The sequence below is a fragment of the Afipia sp. GW821-FHT14H12 genome (assembly GCF_058803465.1).
On sequence record NZ_JBXAOZ010000005.1, the window covers coordinates 106,992 to 129,238 of the forward strand.

The 22,247-nt window shown below is 62.8% G+C and carries 22 protein-coding genes; 19 read left to right on the plus strand and 3 right to left on the minus strand.

What is annotated here, in order from left to right; all coding sequences use genetic code 11:
* Window positions 1-64 precede the first annotated feature (64 nt).
* From argS to surE, 11 genes are all read left to right on the plus strand, one after another.
* A complete protein-coding gene (gene argS / locus AC1RNA_RS17015; RefSeq protein ID WP_492951866.1) occupies window positions 65-1,783 on the plus strand; it encodes an arginine--tRNA ligase in 1,719 nt (572 codons plus the stop codon).
* Window positions 1,784-1,886: 103 nt separating this feature from the next.
* A complete protein-coding gene (locus AC1RNA_RS17020) occupies window positions 1,887-3,434 on the plus strand; it encodes an SPOR domain-containing protein (protein ID WP_492951848.1) in 1,548 nt (515 codons plus the stop codon).
* 47 nt (window positions 3,435-3,481) lie between these two features.
* Window positions 3,482-4,504 carry a beta-N-acetylhexosaminidase gene (gene nagZ, locus AC1RNA_RS17025; protein WP_492951849.1) on the plus strand — a complete coding sequence of 341 codons (1,023 nt, stop codon included), beginning with the start codon at window positions 3,482-3,484 and terminating at the stop codon, window positions 4,502-4,504.
* The gene (locus tag AC1RNA_RS17030; RefSeq protein WP_048756001.1) at window positions 4,501-5,334 is read left to right on the plus strand and encodes a segregation and condensation protein A; all 834 of its coding nucleotides are present in this window, start codon (window positions 4,501-4,503) and stop codon (window positions 5,332-5,334) included. Before nagZ ends, AC1RNA_RS17030 begins: the two co-directional genes overlap by 4 nt.
* A 21-nt stretch (window positions 5,335-5,355) precedes the next feature.
* The gene (scpB, locus tag AC1RNA_RS17035; protein ID WP_492951850.1) at window positions 5,356-6,111 is read left to right on the plus strand and encodes an SMC-Scp complex subunit ScpB; all 756 of its coding nucleotides are present in this window, start codon (window positions 5,356-5,358) and stop codon (window positions 6,109-6,111) included.
* Between the two features lie 105 nt (window positions 6,112-6,216).
* Window positions 6,217-7,986, plus strand: coding sequence for a cytochrome c biogenesis protein DipZ (locus AC1RNA_RS17040; RefSeq protein ID WP_492951851.1), 1,770 nt, complete (start codon window positions 6,217-6,219; stop codon window positions 7,984-7,986).
* A 170-nt stretch (window positions 7,987-8,156) separates the two neighbouring features.
* Window positions 8,157-8,396 carry a twin-arginine translocase TatA/TatE family subunit gene (locus AC1RNA_RS17045; RefSeq protein WP_009340680.1) on the plus strand — a complete coding sequence of 80 codons (240 nt, stop codon included), beginning with the start codon at window positions 8,157-8,159 and terminating at the stop codon, window positions 8,394-8,396.
* Between the two features lie 58 nt (window positions 8,397-8,454).
* The gene (tatB, locus tag AC1RNA_RS17050; RefSeq protein WP_009340679.1) at window positions 8,455-8,901 is read left to right on the plus strand and encodes a Sec-independent protein translocase protein TatB; all 447 of its coding nucleotides are present in this window, start codon (window positions 8,455-8,457) and stop codon (window positions 8,899-8,901) included.
* Entirely contained in the window at window positions 8,898-9,725 is an 828-nt protein-coding gene (gene tatC, locus AC1RNA_RS17055; RefSeq protein ID WP_009340678.1) for a twin-arginine translocase subunit TatC, read from the plus strand. The genes tatB and tatC overlap by 4 nt, the downstream gene beginning before the upstream one ends.
* 131 nt (window positions 9,726-9,856) lie before the next feature.
* Window positions 9,857-11,317, plus strand: coding sequence for a serine--tRNA ligase (gene serS / locus AC1RNA_RS17060; protein WP_492951852.1), 1,461 nt, complete (start codon window positions 9,857-9,859; stop codon window positions 11,315-11,317).
* A 4-nt stretch (window positions 11,318-11,321) separates the two neighbouring features.
* Window positions 11,322-12,086, plus strand: a complete 765-nt coding sequence (surE, locus tag AC1RNA_RS17065; RefSeq protein ID WP_492951853.1) for a 5'/3'-nucleotidase SurE — start codon at window positions 11,322-11,324, stop codon at window positions 12,084-12,086.
* Between the two features lie 2 nt (window positions 12,087-12,088).
* On the opposite strand, the gene AC1RNA_RS17070 is transcribed toward surE, so the two are convergent.
* Window positions 12,089-12,466, minus strand: a complete 378-nt coding sequence (locus AC1RNA_RS17070; protein WP_009340675.1) for a response regulator — start codon at window positions 12,464-12,466, stop codon at window positions 12,089-12,091.
* A 160-nt stretch (window positions 12,467-12,626) separates the two neighbouring features.
* On the opposite strand from AC1RNA_RS17070, the gene AC1RNA_RS17075 reads away from it, so the two are divergent.
* From AC1RNA_RS17075 to AC1RNA_RS17085, 3 genes are all read left to right on the plus strand, one after another.
* The gene (locus AC1RNA_RS17075; protein WP_009340674.1) at window positions 12,627-13,280 is read left to right on the plus strand and encodes a protein-L-isoaspartate(D-aspartate) O-methyltransferase; all 654 of its coding nucleotides are present in this window, start codon (window positions 12,627-12,629) and stop codon (window positions 13,278-13,280) included.
* Between the two features lie 144 nt (window positions 13,281-13,424).
* Entirely contained in the window at window positions 13,425-14,729 is a 1,305-nt protein-coding gene (locus AC1RNA_RS17080) for a peptidoglycan DD-metalloendopeptidase family protein (RefSeq protein WP_492951854.1), read from the plus strand.
* 250 nt (window positions 14,730-14,979) lie between these two features.
* A complete protein-coding gene (locus AC1RNA_RS17085; RefSeq protein ID WP_009340672.1) occupies window positions 14,980-15,219 on the plus strand; it encodes a hypothetical protein in 240 nt (79 codons plus the stop codon).
* An 89-nt stretch (window positions 15,220-15,308) separates the two neighbouring features.
* Here AC1RNA_RS17085 and AC1RNA_RS17090 read toward each other — a convergent pair whose 3' ends face one another.
* Window positions 15,309-16,304: an ATP-binding protein gene (locus AC1RNA_RS17090; protein WP_492951855.1), complete on the minus strand. Its 996-nt coding sequence runs from the start codon at window positions 16,302-16,304 to the stop codon at window positions 15,309-15,311.
* Window positions 16,305-16,496: 192 nt separating this feature from the next.
* On the opposite strand from AC1RNA_RS17090, the gene yajC reads away from it, so the two are divergent.
* Genes yajC through AC1RNA_RS17115 form a run of 5 tightly spaced genes read left to right on the plus strand, consistent with a single transcriptional unit; the run spans window position 16,497 to window position 20,794 of the window.
* A complete protein-coding gene (gene yajC, locus AC1RNA_RS17095) occupies window positions 16,497-16,841 on the plus strand; it encodes a preprotein translocase subunit YajC (protein ID WP_048756011.1) in 345 nt (114 codons plus the stop codon).
* A gap of 40 nt (window positions 16,842-16,881) precedes the next feature.
* Complete coding sequence (secD, locus tag AC1RNA_RS17100) at window positions 16,882-18,480, plus strand: protein translocase subunit SecD (RefSeq protein WP_492951856.1); 1,599 nt, start codon at window positions 16,882-16,884, stop codon at window positions 18,478-18,480.
* Between the two features lie 18 nt (window positions 18,481-18,498).
* Window positions 18,499-19,551, plus strand: a complete 1,053-nt coding sequence (secF, locus tag AC1RNA_RS17105) for a protein translocase subunit SecF (protein WP_197083244.1) — start codon at window positions 18,499-18,501, stop codon at window positions 19,549-19,551.
* Window positions 19,548-19,931, plus strand: a complete 384-nt coding sequence (locus AC1RNA_RS17110) for an Mth938-like domain-containing protein (RefSeq protein ID WP_492951857.1) — start codon at window positions 19,548-19,550, stop codon at window positions 19,929-19,931. The genes secF and AC1RNA_RS17110 overlap by 4 nt, the downstream gene beginning before the upstream one ends.
* The gene (locus AC1RNA_RS17115; protein WP_492951858.1) at window positions 19,928-20,794 is read left to right on the plus strand and encodes a phytoene/squalene synthase family protein; all 867 of its coding nucleotides are present in this window, start codon (window positions 19,928-19,930) and stop codon (window positions 20,792-20,794) included. The genes AC1RNA_RS17110 and AC1RNA_RS17115 overlap by 4 nt, the downstream gene beginning before the upstream one ends.
* On the opposite strand, the gene trmFO is transcribed toward AC1RNA_RS17115, so the two are convergent.
* Window positions 20,791-22,224 (minus strand): methylenetetrahydrofolate--tRNA-(uracil(54)-C(5))-methyltransferase (FADH(2)-oxidizing) TrmFO, encoded by a 1,434-nt coding sequence (trmFO, locus tag AC1RNA_RS17120; protein ID WP_492951859.1) that lies wholly within the window; start codon window positions 22,222-22,224, stop codon window positions 20,791-20,793. The two genes, AC1RNA_RS17115 and trmFO, sit on opposite strands and share 4 nt — an antisense overlap.
* Window positions 22,225-22,247 lie beyond the last annotated feature (23 nt).

Sequence of the window (22,247 nt, forward strand, 5' to 3'; positions counted from 1 at the left end):
GACCCATCCAGACCATCTTTTTGCAGACATTCTGGGCCGGGTTCATGGCGTCTGCCGCGATCTGATGACCGAGGGCGTGCTGCCGGAGGGCATTGATCTGTCGCGCATTGTGGTCGAGCCGCCCAAGGACGCGACCCATGGCGATATGGCGACCAACGCGGCCATGGTGCTTGCCAAAGAGGCCAAGGCGAAGCCGCGTGATCTTGCCGACAGGATCAGCGACAAGCTGCGTACCGATCCGCTGGTGCTGGCAGTAAGCGTCGCTGGGCCGGGCTTCATTAACCTGACGCTGAAGAATGAGGCGTGGTTCGAGGCGCTGCGCACGGTGCTGCGCACGGGCGAAGGCTATGGCCGCTCGCACGTCGGTGCGGGTGAGAAGGTCAACGTCGAATACGTCTCCGCCAACCCGACCGGGCCGATGCATGTCGGCCACTGCCGGGGTGCCGTGTTCGGTGACGCGCTCGCGACGTTGCTGGCGTCGGCGGGCTATGCGGTCACGAAGGAATATTACATCAATGATGCCGGCGCGCAGGTCGATGTGCTCGCGCGGTCGGCGCACCTGCGCTATCGCGAGGCGCTGGGTGAGACCATCGGTGAGATTCCCGAGGGGCTTTATCCCGGCGATTATCTGAAGCCGGTGGGCGAGGCGCTTGCGCGTGAATACGGCGACAAGCTTGTAAAGCAGCCGGAGGCAGAGTGGTTGCCGCTGGTGCGCGACAAATCCATCGCGATGATGATGGAGATGATCCGGGGCGATCTAGCGGCCCTCAACATCAAGCATGACGTGTTCTTCTCGGAGCGCTCGCTGATCGCGGGCGAGACCGATCAGGTCGGCGCGACCATCGCGGGACTTCGCGCCAAGGGCGATGTCTATGAAGGCCGCCTGCCGCCGCCGAAGGGTACGCCTGTCGAGGATTACGAGGATCGCGAGCAGACGCTGTTCCGTGCCACCGCGTTCGGCGACGACGTCGATCGCCCGCTGAAGAAGTCGGACGGCTCCTACACCTATTTTGCCTCCGACATCGCCTATCACAAGAACAAGTTCGACCGCGGTTTCCGCAACATGGTGGACGTGTGGGGCGCTGATCATGGCGGCTACATCAAGCGCGTGCAGGCGGCAATCAAGGCGGTGACGGCGGGCGAGGGCGAACTCGACGTCAAGATCGTCCAGCTCGTGCGGCTGTTGCGCAATGGCGAGCCTGTGAAAATGTCGAAGCGCGCCGGGGACTTTGTGACGCTGCGTGAAGTGGTGGATGAAGTCGGTTCCGACGCCGTGCGCTTCATGATGCTGTTCCGCAAGAACGACGCGGTGCTCGATTTCGATCTCGCCAAGGTGCTGGAACAGTCCAAGGACAATCCGGTGTTCTATGTGCAGTACGGCCACGCGCGGGGGCATTCGGTGTTCAAGAACGCCCGCGCCACGGTTCCCGATCTGCCCGAGGATGACGGCAAGCGGCGCGCCTGGCTCGGCTCGGCCGAGGTGGAACGGCTTAACGACCCGGTCGAATTGTCGCTGATCCGGCAGCTTGCCTTGTTCCCGCGCACGCTGGAATCCGCCGCGCTGGCCCACGAGCCGCACCGCATCGCGTTTTATCTCTATGATCTTGCAAGCGAGTTTCACGCGCTCTGGACCAAGGGCCGGGATGCGCCTCATTTACGCTTCATTATGGAGAATGATGCTGGAATTACCACCGCGCGACTTGCCTTGGTTCAAGGCGTCGTCTCGGTTCTGGCATCTGGCCTCGCCGTCCTCGGCGTCCATGCTCCGAACGAGATGCGATAAAGGTGGCTGTCTGTCCACACGGGGATGACGTGGCGGCAGCCAGGAACGGCAAACTGGATTATGTTGCGTGAGTCTGCCGTCTCCGCAGGGGATGCGAGATCACATGTCTGATCGTTACCGTGACAGGCCGTTTCCGCCCGATGATCGGGATTATAACCATGCGCCTCATCAGCAGGGCGCGGACGACCCGCTGGCGGAACTTGCCCGCCTGATCGGCCAGACCGATCCATATTCCAGTTTTGGCCGCCATGCGGCCCAGCCCGCTCCCGCTCATGAGGAGCCGGCTTACGACGATCAGCCCGATCCGCACGACGATATGGGCTACGATCCTCACCACGACGATCCGCCGCTGCCGTCATGGATGCGCCCGCGCGATCCTGCACCGCAGCCCGCGCCCGCGCGCGACGATTACAACTATCCAGCCACAACGTCCGAGCACACCTACAATCGCCATTCGGGCTACAGGCTCGGCTATGAGGTGTCGCGGTTCGATTCTCAGCAGGAAGCGGACGCCTCCTACGCAGAGAGCGGCCAGAACCATTACGATGATGGCGGTTATCGCCAGGATGCTTATGGGCGAGCCGCTTATGGGCAGGGCACTTACGCGCAGGATGGTTATGCTCAAGGCGGCTATGACCAGAGCCAGTATGGTCAGGGTCAGGACCGTTACGATCAGGTTCTTTACGGCGAGCAGCCCCTTCAGCGGCAGGGCGGTGCGCCTTATGCCGCCTACGATCAGGGCTATGACGAAGATGCCTACGATCAGCATTATGCGGACGAGTCGGAGCAGCCGAAACGCCGCGGTGGCATGATGACGGTTGCGGCCGTGCTCGCGCTGGCCGTGCTCGGCACCGCGGGGGCTTATGCCTATCGCTCGATCGCAGGTTCGCCGCGCAGCGGGGAGCCCCCGATCATCAAGGCCGACTCCAGCCCGAACAAGGTCATTCCCGAAAGACAGGCGAGCGAGAAACAGATTTACGATCGCGTCGGCGACAAGTCCGGCGAGCGGATGGTGTCGCGCGAGGAACAGCCGGTGGATGTTGATGCCCGTTCCGGCGGGCCGCGCGTGGTATTCCCGCCGCTGACCCAGAATCCGTCGCCGCCGTCCGGCGCATCGGTTTCGCCTGCGGTTCGCCCCACCGGGCCGGGGGTCGCCAACGGAACCTTGAGCGGGGAGGTCCCGCGCCGGATCCGTACGGTCAGCATCCGCCCGGACCAGACCGACGCGACGAATGCGGCGCCGCCGCCTGCGCCCCCGCCGGTTCAATCGACAGCGGCAAGGGCTCCGGCGGCTGCTCCTTCCAACGCGCCACTCGCTCTTTCGCCTCAGGCGGCCCCTCAGGCCACTGAGACGCGCTCGCGCGTCGCTTCGCTGGCGGCCCCGGCGGGCGTGCCCACGGCGTCCGGCTCTTACGTGCAGGTCTCCTCGCAGCGCTCGGAAGCCGATGCAATGACCTCCTACAAGGTGCTGCAGGGCAAATATCCGGGTATCCTCGGTTCGCGTCATCCAACTGTGCGCCGCGCGGATCTCGGCTCCAAGGGGGTCTACTACCGCGCCCTCGTGGGCCCGTTCGCCTCGACCGAGGAGGCCACCCATTTCTGCGTGAACCTGCAATCGGCAGGGGGTAAGTGCATCGTCCAGAGGAATTAGCGGCCGTTTCCTTGACCCTTGAGGCGGCCACGGGCTAATCGCCCCTGATGGCCGTCCGCGCTTTCATTACCGGCATCTCCGGCCCCGTCCTGACCGACGGGGAACGCACGTTCCTGCGCGCGGAACAGCCATGGGGCTTCATTCTATTCAAGCGGAACGTCGAGAACCCGGCGCAAGTTGCTGCACTGGTTGCAGAGTTACGCGCCGCCGTGGATCGCCCCGACGCACCCGTGCTGATTGATCAGGAAGGTGGACGGGTGCAGCGGCTCGGCCCGCCGCATTGGCCGCGTTATCCGGCCGGGGCTGTGTTCGGTGCGTTGTATGACCAATTGCCAGAAAAGGGCCTGCGGGCGGCCTGGCTGTCGTTGCGCCTGATCGCGGCCGATCTCGCTGCCCTCGGCATCAGCGTCGATTGCCTGCCGCTGGCCGACGTACCGGCGGCCGGGGCCGACGCGGTGATCGGTGATCGCGCCTACGGCACCACCCCTGAGAAAGTTGCAACCATCGCGCGAGCGGTCGCGGATGGATTGCGTGATGGTGGTATCCTACCTGTCTTGAAACACATTCCCGGCCATGGCCGCGCCACCGCGGACAGCCACCTGCGGCTGCCGACCGTTGATACGCCGCGCGCGGAACTGGAACGCACCGATTTCGTGGCATTTTCGCAGCTTTCGGATCTGCCGATGGCGATGACCGCACATGTTGTGTTTAGCGCCCTCGATGCCGCCCAACCGGCGACCACTTCTGCGACAATCATTGCTCAAGTGATTCGCGGCGCGATGAACTTCCAAGGCTTGCTGATGAGCGATGACGTCTCGATGAATGCGCTGAACGGCTCGATCGCCGAGCGCACCCGCGCGAGCCTCAAGGCGGGGTGCGACGTCGCGCTTCATTGCAACGGCAAGATGGACGAGATGCGCGCGGTGGCAAGTGAGGCACCCCTGCTCGCGGGCGAGGCGCTGCGACGGGCCGACCGTGCGCTGGCGGCACGCAGGCCGCCGCAGCCGTTCGACCGCGACAGTGGCCGCGCGGAGCTTGATGAACTGATCGCACAGGCGGGGATCGCATGAGCGCCGAGATTTTATCCTTCGAGACCGGGCAGCCTGCCGTCAGCGCCGAGCGCGCGCAGGACGAGCCGGCGCTGGTTGTCGATGTCGAGGGCTATGAAGGCCCGCTCGATCTTCTGCTTGCGCTCGCCCGCCAGCAGAAGGTCGACCTCGCCAAGATTTCCATTCTGGCGCTGGCCGACCAGTATCTGGTTTTCATCGAGGCGGCCCGCAAGCTGCGGCTCGAACTTGCCGCCGATTATCTGGTGATGGCGGCGTGGCTTGCGTATCTCAAATCGCGCCTGTTGCTGCCCGAACCGCCGACGCCCGATGGGCCGAGCGCCGAGGACATGGCGAGCGCACTCGCCAATCGCCTGCGCCGCCTCGAACAAATTCGCGAAGCCGCTAACCGTCTGATGACGCGCCCGCAATTCCGCCGCGACATCTTCCCGCGCGGGCTGCCGGAGCAGATTGCGCAGATCAAGCATCCGCAGTGGAATGCGACGCTTTATGATTTGCTGTCGGCCTATGCCGCGCAACGCCAGCAGCATGTGCTCGCGAGCGTGCATCTGGCGCGGCGCACAGTCTGGTCGCTCGCAGAAGCGCGTGCTTCGCTGGAGCGGCTTGTCGGCGTCGCCGAGGACTGGAGCAGGCTCGACGAATATCTCGTGTCCTATGTGATCGATCCCTCGCAGCGCGCCACGGTGATGGCCTCGAGCTTCGCGGCGGCGCTCGAACTGGTGCGCGAAGGCATCGTCGATATTCACCAGCAGAACGCGTTCGCGCCGATCTATTTTCGTAAGCATGCGGCCGCCGGGCAGGGTGCACCCGAACCGCAAGCACCGGTCGAGTAAGTGGAAGAAGGAGACTCCGTCATGGCCACCAGTCTGGCTACCAAACCCGTCGAGGACACTGATCCCTCGCACGAGACGGCCGAATCCTCGCCCGAGACGGCTGTGCGCCCCGAGGAGTTGCGTCTTCTCGAAGCGATGCTATTCGCCTCCACCGAGCCGCTCGATGTGGCTTCGCTCGCCAAGCGCCTGCCGGAGGATGCGGACGTGAAGGCGCTGCTCGAACAGTTGCAGGCCGATTACGCGATGCGCGGCGTCAACCTCGTGCGCGTCGCCAATAAGTGGACGTTCCGTACCGCCGCCGACCTGTCGTGGCTGATGACGCGCGAGAGCACCGAGACGCGGCGCCTGTCGCGTGCTGCGATCGAGACGCTCGCGATCATCGCCTATCACCAGCCGGTGACGCGCGCCGAGATCGAGGAAATCCGTGGCGTCATCACCTCGAAGGGCACGCTCGACGTGCTGCTGGAGACGGGCTGGATTCGTCCGCGCGGTCGCCGCAAGACGCCGGGCCGTCCGCTGACCTTCGGTACCACTGAGGCATTCCTGTCGCAGTTCAGCCTGGAGCAGTTGGGCGATCTGCCTGGGCTCGACGAATTGAAGGGTTCTGGTCTGCTCGATACCCGCCTGCCTACTGGCTTCAGCGTGCCGTCGCCGTCTGACGATCCGGCGCTGCGCGACGACGAGGAGCCGCTGGAATCGGGCGACGAGCTGCAACTGACGCTGGCGCCGATCCCGGACCCGGAAGAGCCCAATTCCGGGGAATCCACGGGAGCGTGATCGGGTTCGCGTGTAACGCGCGCCGTCTCACCCGCGTAGACCTGTCGAAGCCCGTGACGGATGTGATGCCGTGATGGGCCCGTGCGATCAACGCGAGTCCTGAAAATGCTTCTTTTCGTCCTGGCCTATCTCGGCGGCGTGCTGACCATCATCAGCCCCTGCATTCTCCCCGTTTTGCCGTTTGTGTTTGCGCGAGCCGACCGGCCGTTTCTCAAGAGCGGCCTGCCGATGCTGATTGGCATGGCGCTGACGTTTGCCGCCGTCGCGACGCTCGCGGCCGTGGCCGGCGGATGGGCGGTCGCGGCCAATGAATATGGCCGGATCGCGGCCCTGGTGCTGCTGGCCTTGTTCGGCATCGCGCTGTTGTTTCCCGCCATCGCGGATCGCGCAACGCAGCCGCTGGTCGCGCTCGGCGGGCGGCTGTCGCAATCGGCGGACGGCTCGGGCGGCTTTTTGCCGTCGCTGCTGCTCGGTGTCGCGACAGGGTTACTGTGGGCGCCATGTGCGGGGCCGGTGCTGGGATTGATCCTGACCGGCGCGGCGCTACAGGGCGCCAATGTCCAGACCACCTTCCTGCTGCTCGCCTATGCGGCGGGTGCGGCGACATCGCTTGCGCTGGCGCTGTTGATTGGCGGGCGTGTGTTCACGGCGATGAAGCGCTCGCTTGGTGCTGGCGAATGGGCGCGGCGTGGCCTCGGCGCGCTGGTGCTTGTCGCTGTCGCCGCCATCGCGCTCGGTGTCGACACCAACTATCTCACCAATGTCTCGCTGGCGCAGACCTCCGCCGTCGAACAGGCGCTGATCGACAAATTGCGCGGGCCGGACAACACCGCGATGGCTCCCGCGGGCGGAGCGATGCAGCCCAACCCGTCGATGATGAAGGCGAATGCGCCACAAGAGAGCGCCGGCGCGTTGCCGGTGGAAGGCCAGCTTCCTTCGCTCGACGGCGCGGTGGAATGGTTGAACTCGAAGCCGCTGACGGCGGAAGCCTTGCGTGGCAAGGTGGTGCTGGTCGATTTCTGGACCTATTCGTGCATCAACTGTCTGCGCACCATTCCCTATGTCCGCGCTTGGGCGGAGAAGTACAAGGACGATGGCCTCGTGGTGATCGGCGTGCACACGCCGGAATTCGCTTTCGAAAAGCAGCCGGCCAATGTCAAAAAGGCGCTGGGCGATCTGAAGATCAACTATCCCGTCGCGATCGACAACAATTACAGCATCTGGCGCGCGTTCAATAACATGTACTGGCCCGCGCATTACTTCATCGATGCGCAGGGCCGTATCCGCCATCACCATTTCGGCGAGGGCGAATACGCCAAGTCCGAAGAGGTGATCCGGCAGTTGCTGCGCGAGGCGGGAAAGAATGTTCCCGAGCAGCGGGTGGATGTGCGCGGCACCGGCGCGGAAGCGGCGCCCGACATGGCCAACATCAAATCGCCAGAGACCTATCTCGGCTACGACCGTGCGGAGAATTTCATGTCGCCGGGCGGCGTGGCGCGGGACGAAAGCCACGATTACGAGGCGGGGGTGCTCAAGCTGAACGACTGGTCGCTTGCGGGAAAGTGGACCGTCGATCCCGAGAATGTCGCGCTTGATGCGGCGGGGGGTGCGATCCGCTACCGTTTCCATGCCCGCGACCTGCATCTCGTGCTCGGGCCTGGAATGGACGGCAAGCCCGTCCGTTTCAAGGTGACCGTCGATGGCGCCAGTCCCGGAGCGGATCATGGCGTCGATACCGACGCCAACGGCGAAGGAATTGTGACCGAACAGCGGCTCTATCAGCTTGTCCGCCAGCAAGGCGAGGTGCGCGACCGGGCTTTTGAAATCCAGTTCCTCGATCCCGGCGTGCAGGCCTTTGCCTTCACCTTTGGTTGAAGGAGGAGCGCGTTTTCTGTCCTGATTTTAACGATCCGGGCAATGAGGGCCGCCGAAACGCGGCCTGAACGTCGCAATCCGGCTTAAGTCCTTGTTTTCGGACCTTCCAACGCCTAGGTTCGAGGCCAATTGGCCGGTCCAGCCGGCAAAGCGTTCAGGTGGAGGACACTATGGGTTCGATGAGCATTTGGCACTGGATCGTCGTCATCGGCGTGGTCCTTCTGTTGTTCGGTCGCGGCAAGATTTCCGACCTGATGGGCGACGTCGCGCAGGGCATCAAGGCCTTCAAGAAGGGCATGGCTGACGACGACAAGCCGGCCGAGAAGTCCGAGCCGGTTAAGACCATCGACAGCACCACGACGCCGCAGGCAAACGCGCAGCGCCATGATGTCGGCAGCAACGCCGTCTGAGCGACGCCGGACTTAAATCGCGACAGCGAAGCGGCGCTCACGCGAAGCGGAATGATTCATGTTCGACATCGGGTGGAGTGAACTGGTCGTCATCGGCGTGGTTGCGCTGATCGCCATCGGTCCGAAAGAACTGCCCGGCGTATTGCGTATGATCGGGCAGTGGGTCGGCAAGGCCCGGCGCATGGCGTCCGACTTCCAGGGCCAGTTCAACGAGGCGATGCGTGAGGCCGAAATGGCCGACATCAAGAAGTCGTTCGACGACATCAGCGCCGCATCGCGCGATCTGCACCCGACGAAACTGCTGGCCTCGCTGGAAGAACATGCCCGCGAGCGTGAGCAGGAAGAACAACGCACCGCGCAGGCCACCTCCGATACGCCTGTTTCCGAACCTGCGCCGCCCGAACCGACCGAGACGGCAGCAACGCCTGTCGAAGGACAGGCGCCCGCGCTGATGAAAGAGACCCCAGACGCGCCGCCCACCGCGCCGGAATCCAAAGCCTCATGAGCGCCGAAGACATCGAATCCAGCAAGGCGCCATTGATGGAGCACCTGATCGAGCTGCGTTCGCGGCTCATCAAGGCGCTGCTCGGCTTCGCCCTCGCTTTCATCCTTTGCTTCGTGTTCGCCAAGCAGATTTACAACGTGCTGGTGTGGCCGTTCGTGTGGGTCGCGGGGCCGGAGAATTCGAAATTCATCTACACGGCGCTGCTGGAATACTTCATCACCCAGCTCAAGCTCGCGCTGTTCGGTGCGGGATTCATCTCGTTTCCGATCGTGGCGACCCAGATCTACAAATTCGTGGCGCCCGGCCTCTACAAACATGAACGCGGCGCGTTCCTGCCATATCTGATCGCGACCCCGATCTTCTTCGTGCTCGGCGCGCTGCTGGTCTATTTCCTCGTGCTGCCGATGCTGATCCGCTTCTCGCTCGGCATGCAGCAGATGGGCGGCGCGGAGACGGCGCAGATCGCGCTCCTGCCCAAGGTCGGCGAATATCTGTCGCTGATGATGTCGCTGGTGTTTGCCTTCGGCGTCGCGTTCCAGTTGCCGGTGGTGCTGACGCTGCTCGGGCGCATCGGGGTGCTGACGGCGGCGCAACTGCGGAGCAAGCGGCGGTATTTCATTGTCGTCGCTTTTATCATCGCGGCGGTCCTGACGCCGCCCGACGTCATCAGTCAGGCCTCGCTCGCGGTACCACTCCTGATCCTCTACGAGGGCTCGATCATCGCTGTCTCGATTGTCGAGAAGAACGTGGCCAAGCGAAAGGCGGCCCAGACGCCGCCGGAAGCGCCGTCCGAGACGCCGCCAGCGCTGCCGCCGGCCGAATAAGACCCGGCCTGTCTGCTTTGCTATTCTTGCGGAAACCCCTGCGATTCGGGCTTCCGCGCGCCGCCGAGTTGTTCTAACCCCACCGTATTCTGACAGCCGCGGCCACTTCCGGCCTGCGACGGATATCCGCCATGCATGACATTCGATCCATTCGCGACAATCCTGCCGCCTTTGATGCGGCCCTGAAGCGCCGGGGCCTCGAGCCAATGGCGGAAGCATTGCTAGCGATTGATGAACAGCGACGTGTAGCGATTGGTCATCTGGAACGAGCATTAGCTCGTCGTAACGCTGCTTCAAAGGAGATCGGAGAAGCGAAAAAGAAAAAAGATGACGCCCGCGCTGAAGACCTGATGATTGAGGTTACGCAGCTCAAGGCCATCATACCCGAGTTGGAGAAGACACCGAGAGAACTTGAGACCAAATTGCATGTTGTGCTTGCTGGAATTCCGAACCTGCCGCTCGACGAGGTGCCGGATGGCGCCGATGAACACGGTAACGTGCAGCACCACGTTTATGGTGAGGCGCGCAGCTATGCGTTCAAGCCGAAGGAACATGTGGAGCTCGGCGAAACCCTCGGCTTCATGGACTTCGAGACGGCGGCGAAGCTGTCCGGTGCGCGTTTCGTCGTTCTGAAAAGGGGATTGGCGCGCCTCGAACGAGCCATCGGTCAGTTTTTTCTCGATGTGCACACCGGCGATCATGGGTACACCGAAGTCAATCCGCCGCTATTGGTGCGCGACAATGCGATGTTCGGGACCGCTCAGTTGCCGAAGTTCGCTGAAGATCAGTTTTTTGCTCTCGGAGCGGTGCCAACGAAAGTCGCTCTGAGAGAGTATAAACGGATTCGGAAAGAGGCTGACGAGCGGTTAGGTAAGGTCGACAAAGTTGCCCGATCAGATGCAGAACGGAAATTAATGAAGAGCTATCTGAGAATGGGGATGGCTTTAGCTCGTGAAAATTTGATGAGAAGTGCAAGACGTTGGCTCATCCCCACTGCCGAAGTGCCGCTGACAAATCTCGTTCGTGAATCCATTCTCGACGAAAAAGAACTGCCGATGCGCCTCACAGCGCTGACGCCGTGCTTCCGCGCGGAAGCAGGTGCTGCGGGACGTGATACGCGCGGCATGATCCGCCAGCACCAGTTCACCAAGGTCGAACTCGTCTCGATCACGACGCCGGAAGAGTCGAAGAACGAGCACGAGCGCATGTTGTCGTGCGCGGAAGAAGTGCTGAAGCGTCTCGGCCTGCATTACCGCGTGATGACGCTGTGCACCGGCGACATGGGCTTCGCGTCACAAAAGACCTACGACATCGAAGTCTGGATGCCGGGGCAAGGCGAGAACGGCATGTACCGCGAAATCTCATCCTGCTCGGTGTGCGGCGATTTTCAGGCGCGGCGCATGGATGCGCGCTATCGCGGGTCCGACAACAAGCCGCGCTTCGTGCACACGCTGAACGGCTCGGGCACGGCGGTCGGCCGCGCGCTGATCGCGGTGATGGAGACCTATCAGCAGGAGGACGGTTCGATCACGGTACCGGACGTGCTGCAGCCTTACATGGGCGGTCTGAAGGTGATCGCGAAGGATAATTGAGACGATGCGCATTCTCTGCACGAACGACGACGGCATTCACGCGCCGGGCATCAAGGTCAATGAGGAGATCGCACGGCAATTGTCGGACGATGTCTGGATCGTGGCTCCCGAGCTCGATCAGTCAGGCGTGTCGCATTCGCTGTCGTTGAACGATCCGCTGCGGTTGCGCGAGATCGACGACCGGCATTTCGCGGTGCATGGCACGCCGACCGATTGCGTCATCATGGGCTCGCGCCATGTGCTGCCGGGCTGGCCGGATGTGGTGATCTCCGGCGTCAACAAGGGGCGCAATGTCGCGGAGGACGTTGTCTATTCGGGCACCATTGCGGGCGCGCTGGAAGGCACCATTCTCGGTCTGCCGTCATTCGCGTTGTCGCAGGAATTCGGCGGACGGGAAAACCGCAACAAGCCGATGTGGGACGTTGCGCGCGCTTATGGCGCCGACATCATCCGCAAGGTGATGAAGCTCGGCGTGCCGCACGATACCGTCATCAACATCAACTTCCCTGCCTGCCGCCCTGAGGAAGTGAAGGGCATCGTGGTGGCGCGGCAGGGCAAGCGCAATCAGGGGTTTTTGCGCATCGATGGGCGCGAGGACGGTCGCGGCAATCCGTATTACTGGATTGGCTTCCAGGCTTTCGAGAAAATCGACCCGCCGGGTGAGGGCACGGATCTGGCCGCGCTCGATGACAACTACGTTTCGGTCACGCCGCTTCGGCTCGACCGCACCGATGTCATGTTCGCGGAAGAATTGAAGACGTTGTTCTGAAGTTACGCGGCTTCGCCGCGCAGCGTGACCTCGATCATCTTCGCCAGCGTTTCCATCTGGAATGGCTTCTGAAGCGCAGGGCGGTCGCGGAATTTTTCCGGCAATCCCTGCACGCCATAGCCGGTGGCGAATACGAACGGACGATTGCGCATCTGCACGGCTTCGGCGACCGGAGAGATCACCTTGCCGTTGACGTTGACGTCGAGAATGGCGATGTCGAAATTGGTGCACTGAACGAGACGCACAGCTTCATCGATATCGCCTGCCTCGGCGGCGACATGATAGCCGAGTTCCTCGAGCATGTCGGAGACCATCATCCTGATCATGACTTCGTCTTCGACCAGGAACACAGATCGACGCCGTTCGCCGCTGCTCGCCATTCCATCCCCGCCTGCCGGACCGGTACGATCCGCGGGCGGGATCATAAGAGGGTTTCAGCAGTTCGTCACCTGTTCTTGTTCCATTGGCTAAATGGAAAGTAGGCAAAAACCATTACTGACGGAGAATCCGATATAACTTATGTTTATCGGATGGAAGATGATGGCAGCGTCAGGGCAATCTGGGCGGGAGAAGCTCAACTTTCAGCTATCTTTGCGGCGGCGCGGGATCAGCGACCAGACGGTGCTGCGCGCGCTGGAAGACGTGCCGCGTGATCTATTTGTCGATCCGCGCGACAAGGAATTTGCCTACGCGGACACCGCTCTTGGCATCGCCTGCGGCCAGACCATCAGCCAGCCTTACGTTGTCGCCTACATGACGGAACAGTTGCGGACGCATCCGCGACACCGCGCGCTCGAGATTGGCACCGGTTCCGGCTATCAGGCGGCGGTGCTGTCGCGCCTGTGCCGGATTGTCGTGACGGTGGAGCGTTATCGCACGCTGGTGGATGCGGCGCGGCGACGCTTCGCATCACTCGGTTACGACAACATCGAGGTCGTGTTCGGCGACGGATACGACGTACCGGAGACGCAGGGCACTTTCGACCGCATCCTCGTGACGGCGGCAATGGATGCAATTCCGGACTCGTTGACGGAGCGGCTGGAGCCGGGCGGTATTCTGATTGCGCCGGTCGGTCCGCAGAATGGCGCGCAGCAACTCGTGCGGCTACGCAAGACCGAGGCGGGGATCGTGCGCGATGATCTGATCCCGGTGCGCTTCGTTCCCGCGCTCAGGGGACTTGCGAAAGAGCTGTGAGGCTGGAACCCGGCTTGCTACGAAAATAGTAACCATAAATTCCCGCTACCCCTTTGTGTTCAAGGGCATGCGCGATGCTTAAAGGGTTATTTACTGCACGGCTGTTTACTCAATTTAGTGCCAGTTGCGTACCAGTGAGTAACCATGCCCCGTCTTCTCGATTTGTTAGGCGCGCGCCGCGCTCCGTCTCTTGCGGTGATGGCGCTGGTCTCCGTCAGCTTTGGCGGATGTAGCGCGGATTACGACTCGCGCTTCTCGGACAACTCCTTCCAGAATCCTTTCGCCTCGCAGCGGTCGGAAACGACCGGTTCGGTGCGTCAGAACAATTATGCCCAGCGCGAGCTGCCGCAATATTCGCGTCCGGCGACGGCGCCCGTGGTGTCGGCGCCGCTGTCATATCCGGTAGCGCAGGGGACGTCGGGCGGCGGGCGCGGCATGTCGTCCTACGCGCCTCCGGCCTCGAACCCGATCGAGCACACCGGCAGCGTGACGCCGCGTGAAGGCGGCATGAAGATTATCGTCGGCACCAGCGACACCCTCGATGGGCTCGCGCGCCGCTATAATGTTTCGACCGCGGAGATCATGCGCGCTAACGGCTATCATGGCCCACGTGCGCTTTCGCCCGGACAGTCCCTCATCATTCCGAGGCATGCCGCTCGCGCGGAAGCGCCGGCTCTTTCGCATGCGCCCGCGACCCGCGCCGCCACGATGCCGTCGAGCGTGCACGTCGCTGCTGCCGGCGACACGTTGATGAACATCTCGCGCCGCAATCACATCTCCGTCCAGGAACTGGCGCGGGCGAACAATCTCCCGGTCACGGCGCAGCTCAAGATCGGCGATCGCATCACCGTTCCGTCGTCGTCGAAAACGCTGGCCGTCGCGCAACCGGCGCCGCAGGCAACTCGTCCTACCGTGGTGGCGGCCCCACAGTCGTCGCCCGTCACGACGAAGCCCGTGGTGACTGCCGCCGCCGAGCCGGTGCAAAAGGCAAGGATGGCGACCGAGACCAAGGAAATCGAACAGGCCCATGCCCAGTCTTCGGTGAAGACCGCCGAGGCCACCAATGCCTTGCCGACCTTCCGCTGGCCGGTGCGCGGCCGTGTGATTGCCGGTTACGGCGCCAAGACCAATGGCAAGCAGAATGACGGCATCAATGTCGCGGTGCCGGAAGGCACACCCGTCAAGGCGGCTGAGGATGGTGTCGTCGCTTACGCGGGCAATGAACTCAAGGGATACGGCAATCTTATCCTGGTGCGGCATGCCAACGGCTATGTCACCGCGTATGCCCACGCGAGTGAGCTGGAGGTCAAGCGCGGAGATACTATCAAGCGCGGCCAGGTGATTGCCAAATCTGGTCAGACGGGAGATGTGGGGTCCCCGCAGCTCCACTTCGAGATCCGAAAAGGGTCTTCACCCGTCGACCCGCTTCAATTCCTCAACGGCGCCTGATCGGCGCCGTTTCTTTTTCGACTTGATGCAAAGGTGACGCACCCTCCGGATGCGTCACCTTTTCTTCACCGCTCACCTGTATATCGGCGGGCAACACCGGACACACCTCGGCAGCGGGGTAAAAGACGCCACGTCCCGGCAGCGTCTAACGACGGTGTTGCGTATTCATCCGGTCTGGGATTTATTTCGCTCCGCTCGGAACGAGTTCCGGCAGTCGTGCTTGTTGCGTCTGTTGGTTGAGGAAAATGTCATGCGTATCGTGGCTTTGCTCATTCTGGCTGCGGCGTTTGCCGCGCCTGCGTCCGCTGAACCGACCTTCCTGAAACGCGAACCGCTGGTTCTTCCGCCCTATGTCTCGGTGCTCGTCGATACCAAGACGTGCGGGGCCGGCATGGTGATGCGGGTCAGGGGTGCGATCGCGGGACGGGAACGTCAGCGCACCTGCGTACCGATGGGGCCGACCCAGGCCCGCAACGGCGACCTGCTGTAGAGGCAGGCTTTCTTCTGATTTGTCAGCCCCGGAGCGCCATCCGCTCCGGGCTCTGAGAACGTCACTCTCTGAAATCACTTATCCTGAAATTACTTGGCCAGCTTGACGCGGTGGCGTCCGGCCATTTCCTGCACGAATTGCCAGGCGACACGGCCCGACCGCGAGCCACGGGTGGTGGACCACTCCAGCGCCTCGCGCTCAAGTTCGTCTGCGGGCAGGTTCACGCCGAAATGGGCGCAGTAGCCTTTCACCATCTCCAGATATTCTTCCTGGCTGCATTTGTGGAAGCCGAGCCACAGGCCGAAACGGTCCGACAGTGAAACCTTCTCCTCGACGGCCTCGCCGGGATTGATCGCGGTCGAGCGTTCGTTCTCGATCATCTCGCGGGCAAGCAGATGGCGGCGGTTGGAGGTGGCATAGAGAATGACGTTCTCGGGCCGACCCTCGATGCCGCCTTCAAGCACCGCCTTGAGCGACTTGTAGGACGCGTCCTGACCATCGAAGGATAGGTCGTCGCAGAACACGATGATGTTGAATTCGGACTGACGCAGCAGCGCCATCAGCGCGGGCAGGCTCTCGATGTCCTCGCGGTGGATTTCGATCAGCTTCAGCCTGCCGCGCACGCCATCCATATTATTGACGGTCGCGTGCGCAGCCTTCACCAGCGAGGACTTGCCCATGCCGCGCGCGCCCCACAACAGCGCGTTGTTGGCGGGCAGGCCGCGGGCGAAGCGTTCGGTGTTCTCGATCAGGATGTCGCGCATCCGGTCGACGCCTTTCAGAAGGCCGAGGTCGACGCGGCTGACCTTTGGCACCGGCAACAGGCGTCCGTTTGGCTGCCAGACGAAGGCCTCCGCCGCCCGCAGCGATTCCGGAGTCGAGGCTGCCTCGCTCGACTTCGGCAGACCGGCTGCAATGGCCTCCAGCGCCCGGGCGATACGCTCCTCGATTCCCTCCGGTTTTGCCGCTAACCGCTTTGCCGCGGCCGATACCGGCTTGCGGTTGCGAGTGTCGCCCTTGGCGGGGGCGGGCTTGCGAGCGGGACGGCTTTTGCGGGAGGGCGTCTTGCGGGTGGTTTTGGCCATGATTCCGGTCGTTTCCGTTGATTGTGGCGGCACCCTAAGCGAGCCGTCCTCACCCCGGCAACCCACGGAAATGATGGGGGTGGCCAGCGTTGCAATTGGGGCGCTGGCCGCTATAGTCCGCGCAAATTTACCCCCTCCGAACGGCCTCAGCCCGGCTTTTCCCGCCGGTCAGCCCAGCAAGGAATACTGCGTATGTTCATCACTCCTGCCTTCGCCCAGGCTGCCGGTGCTGCCGGCGACACCAACTCCATGCTGATGTCGCTGCTGCCGTTCGCCATGATCTTCGTGATCATGTACTTCCTGATCTTGCGCCCCCAGCAGCGCAAGGCCAAGGAGCACGCCAATCTGGTGAAGAACATCCGCCGCGGCGACACCGTCGTGACCAATGGCGGTCTCGTCGGCAAAGTGACCAAGGTGGTCGACGACGAGCAGATCGAGATGGAAGTGTCTGACGGCGTGCGCATTCGCCAGATGCGGCAGATGATCGCCACCGTCCGCTCGAAGGGCGAGCCGACTTCAGAGGCAGCCGCCAGCTAAATCTGGCGCAAGCCTTCCTGTGACCTGACGGGTTGACTGAATGCTTTACTTTACCCGATGGAAAGCCCTCGCGGTCATTTTTACGGCTCTGATCGTATGTCTGTGCGCGGTGCCGAACTTCTTCCCGGAGGCGACCGTCAAGACATGGCCGGCCTGGGCGCAGCGCCGCCTCGTGCTCGGCCTCGATTTGCAGGGCGGTTCGCACCTGCTGCTCGAGGTCGACGCCAATTCGGTCAAGAAGGACAAGCTCGATCAGGTGCGCGACGATGCGCGCCGCACGTTGCGCGAAGCCAAGATCGGTTACACCGGCCTGAGCATCAAGGGCGATAATGTCGAGGTCAGGGTCAAGGAAGCCGATCTTCCGACTGCGCTCACGAAACTGCGTGAACTGTCCCAGCCGATCGGCGGCGTTCTTGGTGGCACCGGCCAGCGGACGCTCGAAGTGTCCGATGCGGGCGGGGGTCTGATCCGCCTGACCGTGCCGCAGGCTGCGATTCTCGACCGCGTCCGGCAGGCTGTCGACCAGTCGATCCAGATTATTGAAAAGCGCGTCAACGAACTCGGCACCGTCGAACCTTTGATCCAGCGCCAGGGCGTCGATCGCGTGCTCGTGCAGGTGCCGGGTCTGCAGGACCCGACGCGACTGAAGGAAATCCTCGGCAAGACCGCGAAGATGGACTTCCGCATGGTGGACACCACCGTGTCGCCCGAGCAGGCGCTGCAGGGCCGGGTGCCGCCGGATTCCGAGGTGCTGAAGGGTGCCGAGCCACCGCATGCCCCTTATGTCGTCAAGAAACAGGTGCTGGTGTCCGGTGCAGATCTCACCGACGCGCAGCCGAGCTTCGACCAACGCACCGGCCAGCCGGTTGTCTCGTTCCGCTTCAACGGCACGGGCGCGCGCAAGTTCGCACAGGCGACCACCGAGAATGTGAAGCAGCCTTTCGCGATTGTTCTCGACAATGAAGTGATTTCTGCGCCGGTCATTCAGGAGCCGATCACTGGCGGCTCGGGCCAGATTTCCGGCAACTTCACGGTGCAGCAAGCCAACGACCTCGCGATCCTGTTACGTGCGGGTGCACTGCCTGCGCCGCTGACAATCATCGAGGAGCGCACCGTCGGTCCCGGCCTCGGGCAGGACTCGATCGCGGCAGGTGAACTTGCCTCATATGTCGGCTCGGTGCTCGTCATCGTGTTCATGACGCTGACCTATCGCCTGTTCGGCCTGTTCGCCAACATCGCGGTCGCGGTCAACGTCGCGATGATCTTCGGCATCCTGTCGCTGCTCAACGCCACGCTGACGCTGCCCGGCATCGCCGGCATCGTGCTCACGGTCGGCATCGCGGTGGACTCCAACGTGCTGATTTACGAGCGCATCAGGGAAGAAGTGCGCCACGGCCGCAACGCGATCTCCGCAATCGACGCGGGCTTCTCGCGTGCGCTCGCGACCATCCTCGACTCCAACATCACGACCTTCATCGCTGCCGCAGTGCTGTTCTACATCGGCACGGGCCCGGTGCGCGGCTTCGCCGTGACGCTCGGCATCGGCATCGTCACCACCGTGTTCACGGCATTCACCGTCACGCGCCTGATCGTCGCCACCTGGGTGCGATGGAAACGGCCGCAGACCGTGCCGATTTAAGGAACTGCCGCCGTGACAATGCCTCACCTTGTTATTCTTGGCCTCGCGGTTTTCATCGTCATCCTGACGGTGTTGTGCGTCTATGGCGTTATTCCCGCACTGCGCGTGGTGCCGGACGACACAACGCTGCATTTTATGGATCTGCGGCGCTTCAGCTTCCCGATCTCAGCGGTGCTGTCGATCTTCGCGATCACGCTGTACTTCACCCATGGTCTGAATTTCGGCATCGACTTCAAGGGCGGCACGCTGCTTGAAATCCAGGAAAAATCCGGCCCGGCCGATCTCGCCAAGCTGCGCACCGATCTCGGCAAGCTCGGCCTTGGCGATGTACAGTTGCAGCAGTTCGGCGGGCCGCAGAACGTCCTGATCCGCATTGCCGAACAGCCGGGCGGCGATGCCGCGCAACAGGCGGCGGTGCAGAAAGTGCGCGGCGCACTTGGAGATGCGGTCGAATACCGCCGTGTTGAAGTGGTCGGCCCGCGCGTCTCGGGCGAACTGCTGGCTTATGGCACGCTCGGCCTGATGCTCGCGATCGTCGGCATCCTGCTTTATCTCTGGTTCCGGTTCGAGTGGCAGTTCGCATTGGGCGCGATGGTCGCCAACGTCCACGACATTGTGCTGACCATCGGCTTCATGTCGATCACGCAAATTGACTTCGACCTAACCTCGATTGCTGCACTGCTGACCATTCTCGGCTACTCGCTCAACGACACGGTCGTGATCTATGACCGTATCCGCGAGTTGCTGCGGCGCTACAAGAAGATGCCGATGGAAGACCTGCTGAACCAGTCGGTGAACTCGACGCTGTCGCGCTCGATCATCACCCACGTCACGGTGACGCTGGCGTTGCTCGCGTTGCTATTGTTCGGCGGCAAGGCGATCCATTCGTTCGCGGCGACCATGATGTTTGGTGTTGTGCTGGTCGGCACCTATACGTCGATCTTCATCGCCGCGCCGATGCTGATCTATCTCGGCGTCGGCACGCACCGGATGGGAATCACCGGCGAGCCGGACGAGAAGCCTGAGAAGCCCGAGAAGTCCGCCAAGCCATCCAAGTCTTCGAAGCCGTGAGCGGGGCCGCGCCAGCGGTTCCGCATTTCCCGCGCCCCGCGCCGATCGATGGTTACGGGCAGGGCGGGTTCCGTTTCGCCGACATGTCGCATCGCGGTTCGCTGCTGTGCCTGCCGGATGGCATCTGGGCGTGGTCCGTGGCGCAGGCTGGTGAGATCGATGAAGCTTCGCTTGCGCGTGTATTCGAGAACGCGCGGATGATTGACACGCTGATCGTGGGCACGGGCCGCGACGTCTGGCGTCCCGATCCCGCTTTACGTGAAGCATTGCACGCAGTTCAAATCGTGCTCGACCCGATGCAGACCGGCTCCGCCATCACCACCTACAACATCATGCTGGGCGAAGGCCGCCGCGTGGCGGCGGCGTTGATCGCGGTATGAGCGGGGTCGATGTGAGCGGCGCGGACGACGCTTCCTATTGCGCGCAACTCGTGCGCGATCATGATTTCGAGCGCTATGCGGCAACGCTGTTCATGCCGCCGCGCGCGCGCCGGCCAGTGCTGGCGCTTTACGCTTTCAATACTGAGCTGCGCCGAATTCGCGATCACGTCAGCCAGCCTCTGCCGGGTGAAATCCGCCTGCAATGGTGGCGCGATCTGGTCGATGGTGACGCGCGCGGCAGCGTTGAAGCCAATCCCGTCGCAGCCGAGTTGATGGCGGCGGTGGCCAATCATGATTTGCCACGCAACGAGCTGTCACGGCTTGTCGATGCGCGGGTGTTCGATCTCTATGATGACCCGATGCTGTCGCTCGATATGTTGGAGCGCTATTGCGACGACACGGCGGGGAGATTGTTCAGCCTGAGCGCACGAATCCTCGGAGGAACATCCGAGGCGGTCGCGCATGCTGCGCTTCATGCCGGCATCGCGCAGGGGATTGTCAGGGCAGTCGAGGGATTGCCGCTTCATGCCTCGCGCAAGCAGCTTTATCTGCCGCAGGATGTGCTGAGCGAAGCGGGTGTGAAGGAAGCGGATATTTTCGCCGGACGATCCACGCCGCAGTTGCAGACTGCAATCAGGGTGCTTGCCGAGGTGGCGCGAAGCCATCGCGACAAGGCGGCCCATCTGCTCATTGCGGTGCCTGCGGATGCGAAGAGGGTGTTCTTGCCGCTGGCGCTGGTGCGGCGCGCGCTCGATCCCGCACGCATGCCAGCACAAAATCCGTTCGCGCTGGTGCCGCAATCGCGGCTGCGGATGTTGTGGACGCTGTGGCGGGCAACCAAGTCGGAAGAGTTTCGCGGTTAGGCCGCGTCTGTAACCTTCAACGTCTCCGCGATCCACACATCAAGATCGGCCAGTGCCCGCGCGCTCATCGCCTGTTTCTTGGCGATGGTCTTTTCATTCCCGCGCAGCCGCGTGCCGTCAGCCTTCTTCGTCGGGTTCTGGGCGAGCGGCGGGAATAGTCCGAAATTGATGTTCATCGGCTGGAACGAGCGCGGCCCTGCATCGATCGCCTCGATATGGCCGCCGGTGATGTGATTGAGTAGCGCGCCAAGCGCGGTAGTCGGGGGCGGTGGCGCGATCGGCCGCGTGAGTGCCTCGTGGGCTGCGAACAACCCGGCCAGCAGGCCGATGCCCGCCGATTCCACATAGCCCTCGCAGCCAGTCATTTGACCTGCGAAACGCAGGCGCGGTTGCGCGCGCAGCCGCAATCGGGCATCGAGCAGCTTCGGCGAATTGAGGAACGTATTGCGGTGCAGGCCACCGAGACGTGCGAATTCGGCCTGCTCGAGGCCGGGAATCATACGCAGCACGTTGGTTTGCGCGCCGTATTTCAATTTCGTCTGGAAGCCGACGATGTTGTAGAGCGTGCCAAGCTTGTTGTCCTGGCGAAGCTGGACGATGGCGTAGGGCTTCACCGTAGGCTCATGCGCGTTGGTGAGGCCGACCGGCTTCATCGGGCCATGGCGCAATGTCTCTGGTCCGCGTTCGGCCATCACCTCGATCGGCAGGCAGCCGTCAAAATAGGGCGTATTGCTTTCCCATTCCTTGAAGTCGGTCTTTTCGCCAGCGATCAGGGCTGCGACGAAGGCCTCGTATTGCTCGCGCGACAGCGGGCAGTTGATGTAGTCCGCGCCGTTGCCGCCGGGGCCGACCTTGTCGTAGCGCGACTGGAACCAGGCCTTCGACATGTCGATGGAGTCGCGGTGCACGATGGGTGCGATGGCATCGAAAAAGGCGAGCGAATCCTCGCCGCTCAATGCGCGAACGGCATCCGCCAGCGCGGGCGAGGTGAGGGGACCGGTCGCGACCACCACATTGCTCCATTCGGCAGGCGGCAGACCCGCGATCTCCTCGCGCCGGATCTCGATCAGCGGGTGACCGGACAGCGCGGCACTGACGGCGGCCGAAAAGCCCTCGCGGTCTACCGCAAGCGCGCCACCGGCCGGAACCTGATGGGCGTCTGCAGAGGCCATGATCAGCGAGTTCAGTTTGCGCAATTCGGCATGGAGCAGGCCGACAGCGTTGTTGGCGGCATCGTCAGAGCGGAACGAATTCGAGCAGACCAGTTCGGCGAGACTCTCGGTCCGATGCGCCTCGGTGCTGCGGATTGGGCGCATCTCGTGCAGTACGACGCGGCATCCGCGCGCGGCGATCTGCCAAGCGGCTTCGGAGCCAGCCAGGCCGCCGCCGATGACGTGAATGGGCTCGGTTATCCAAGGGGTATCGATCATGGCTCAGCACTAAGGCCAGTCGG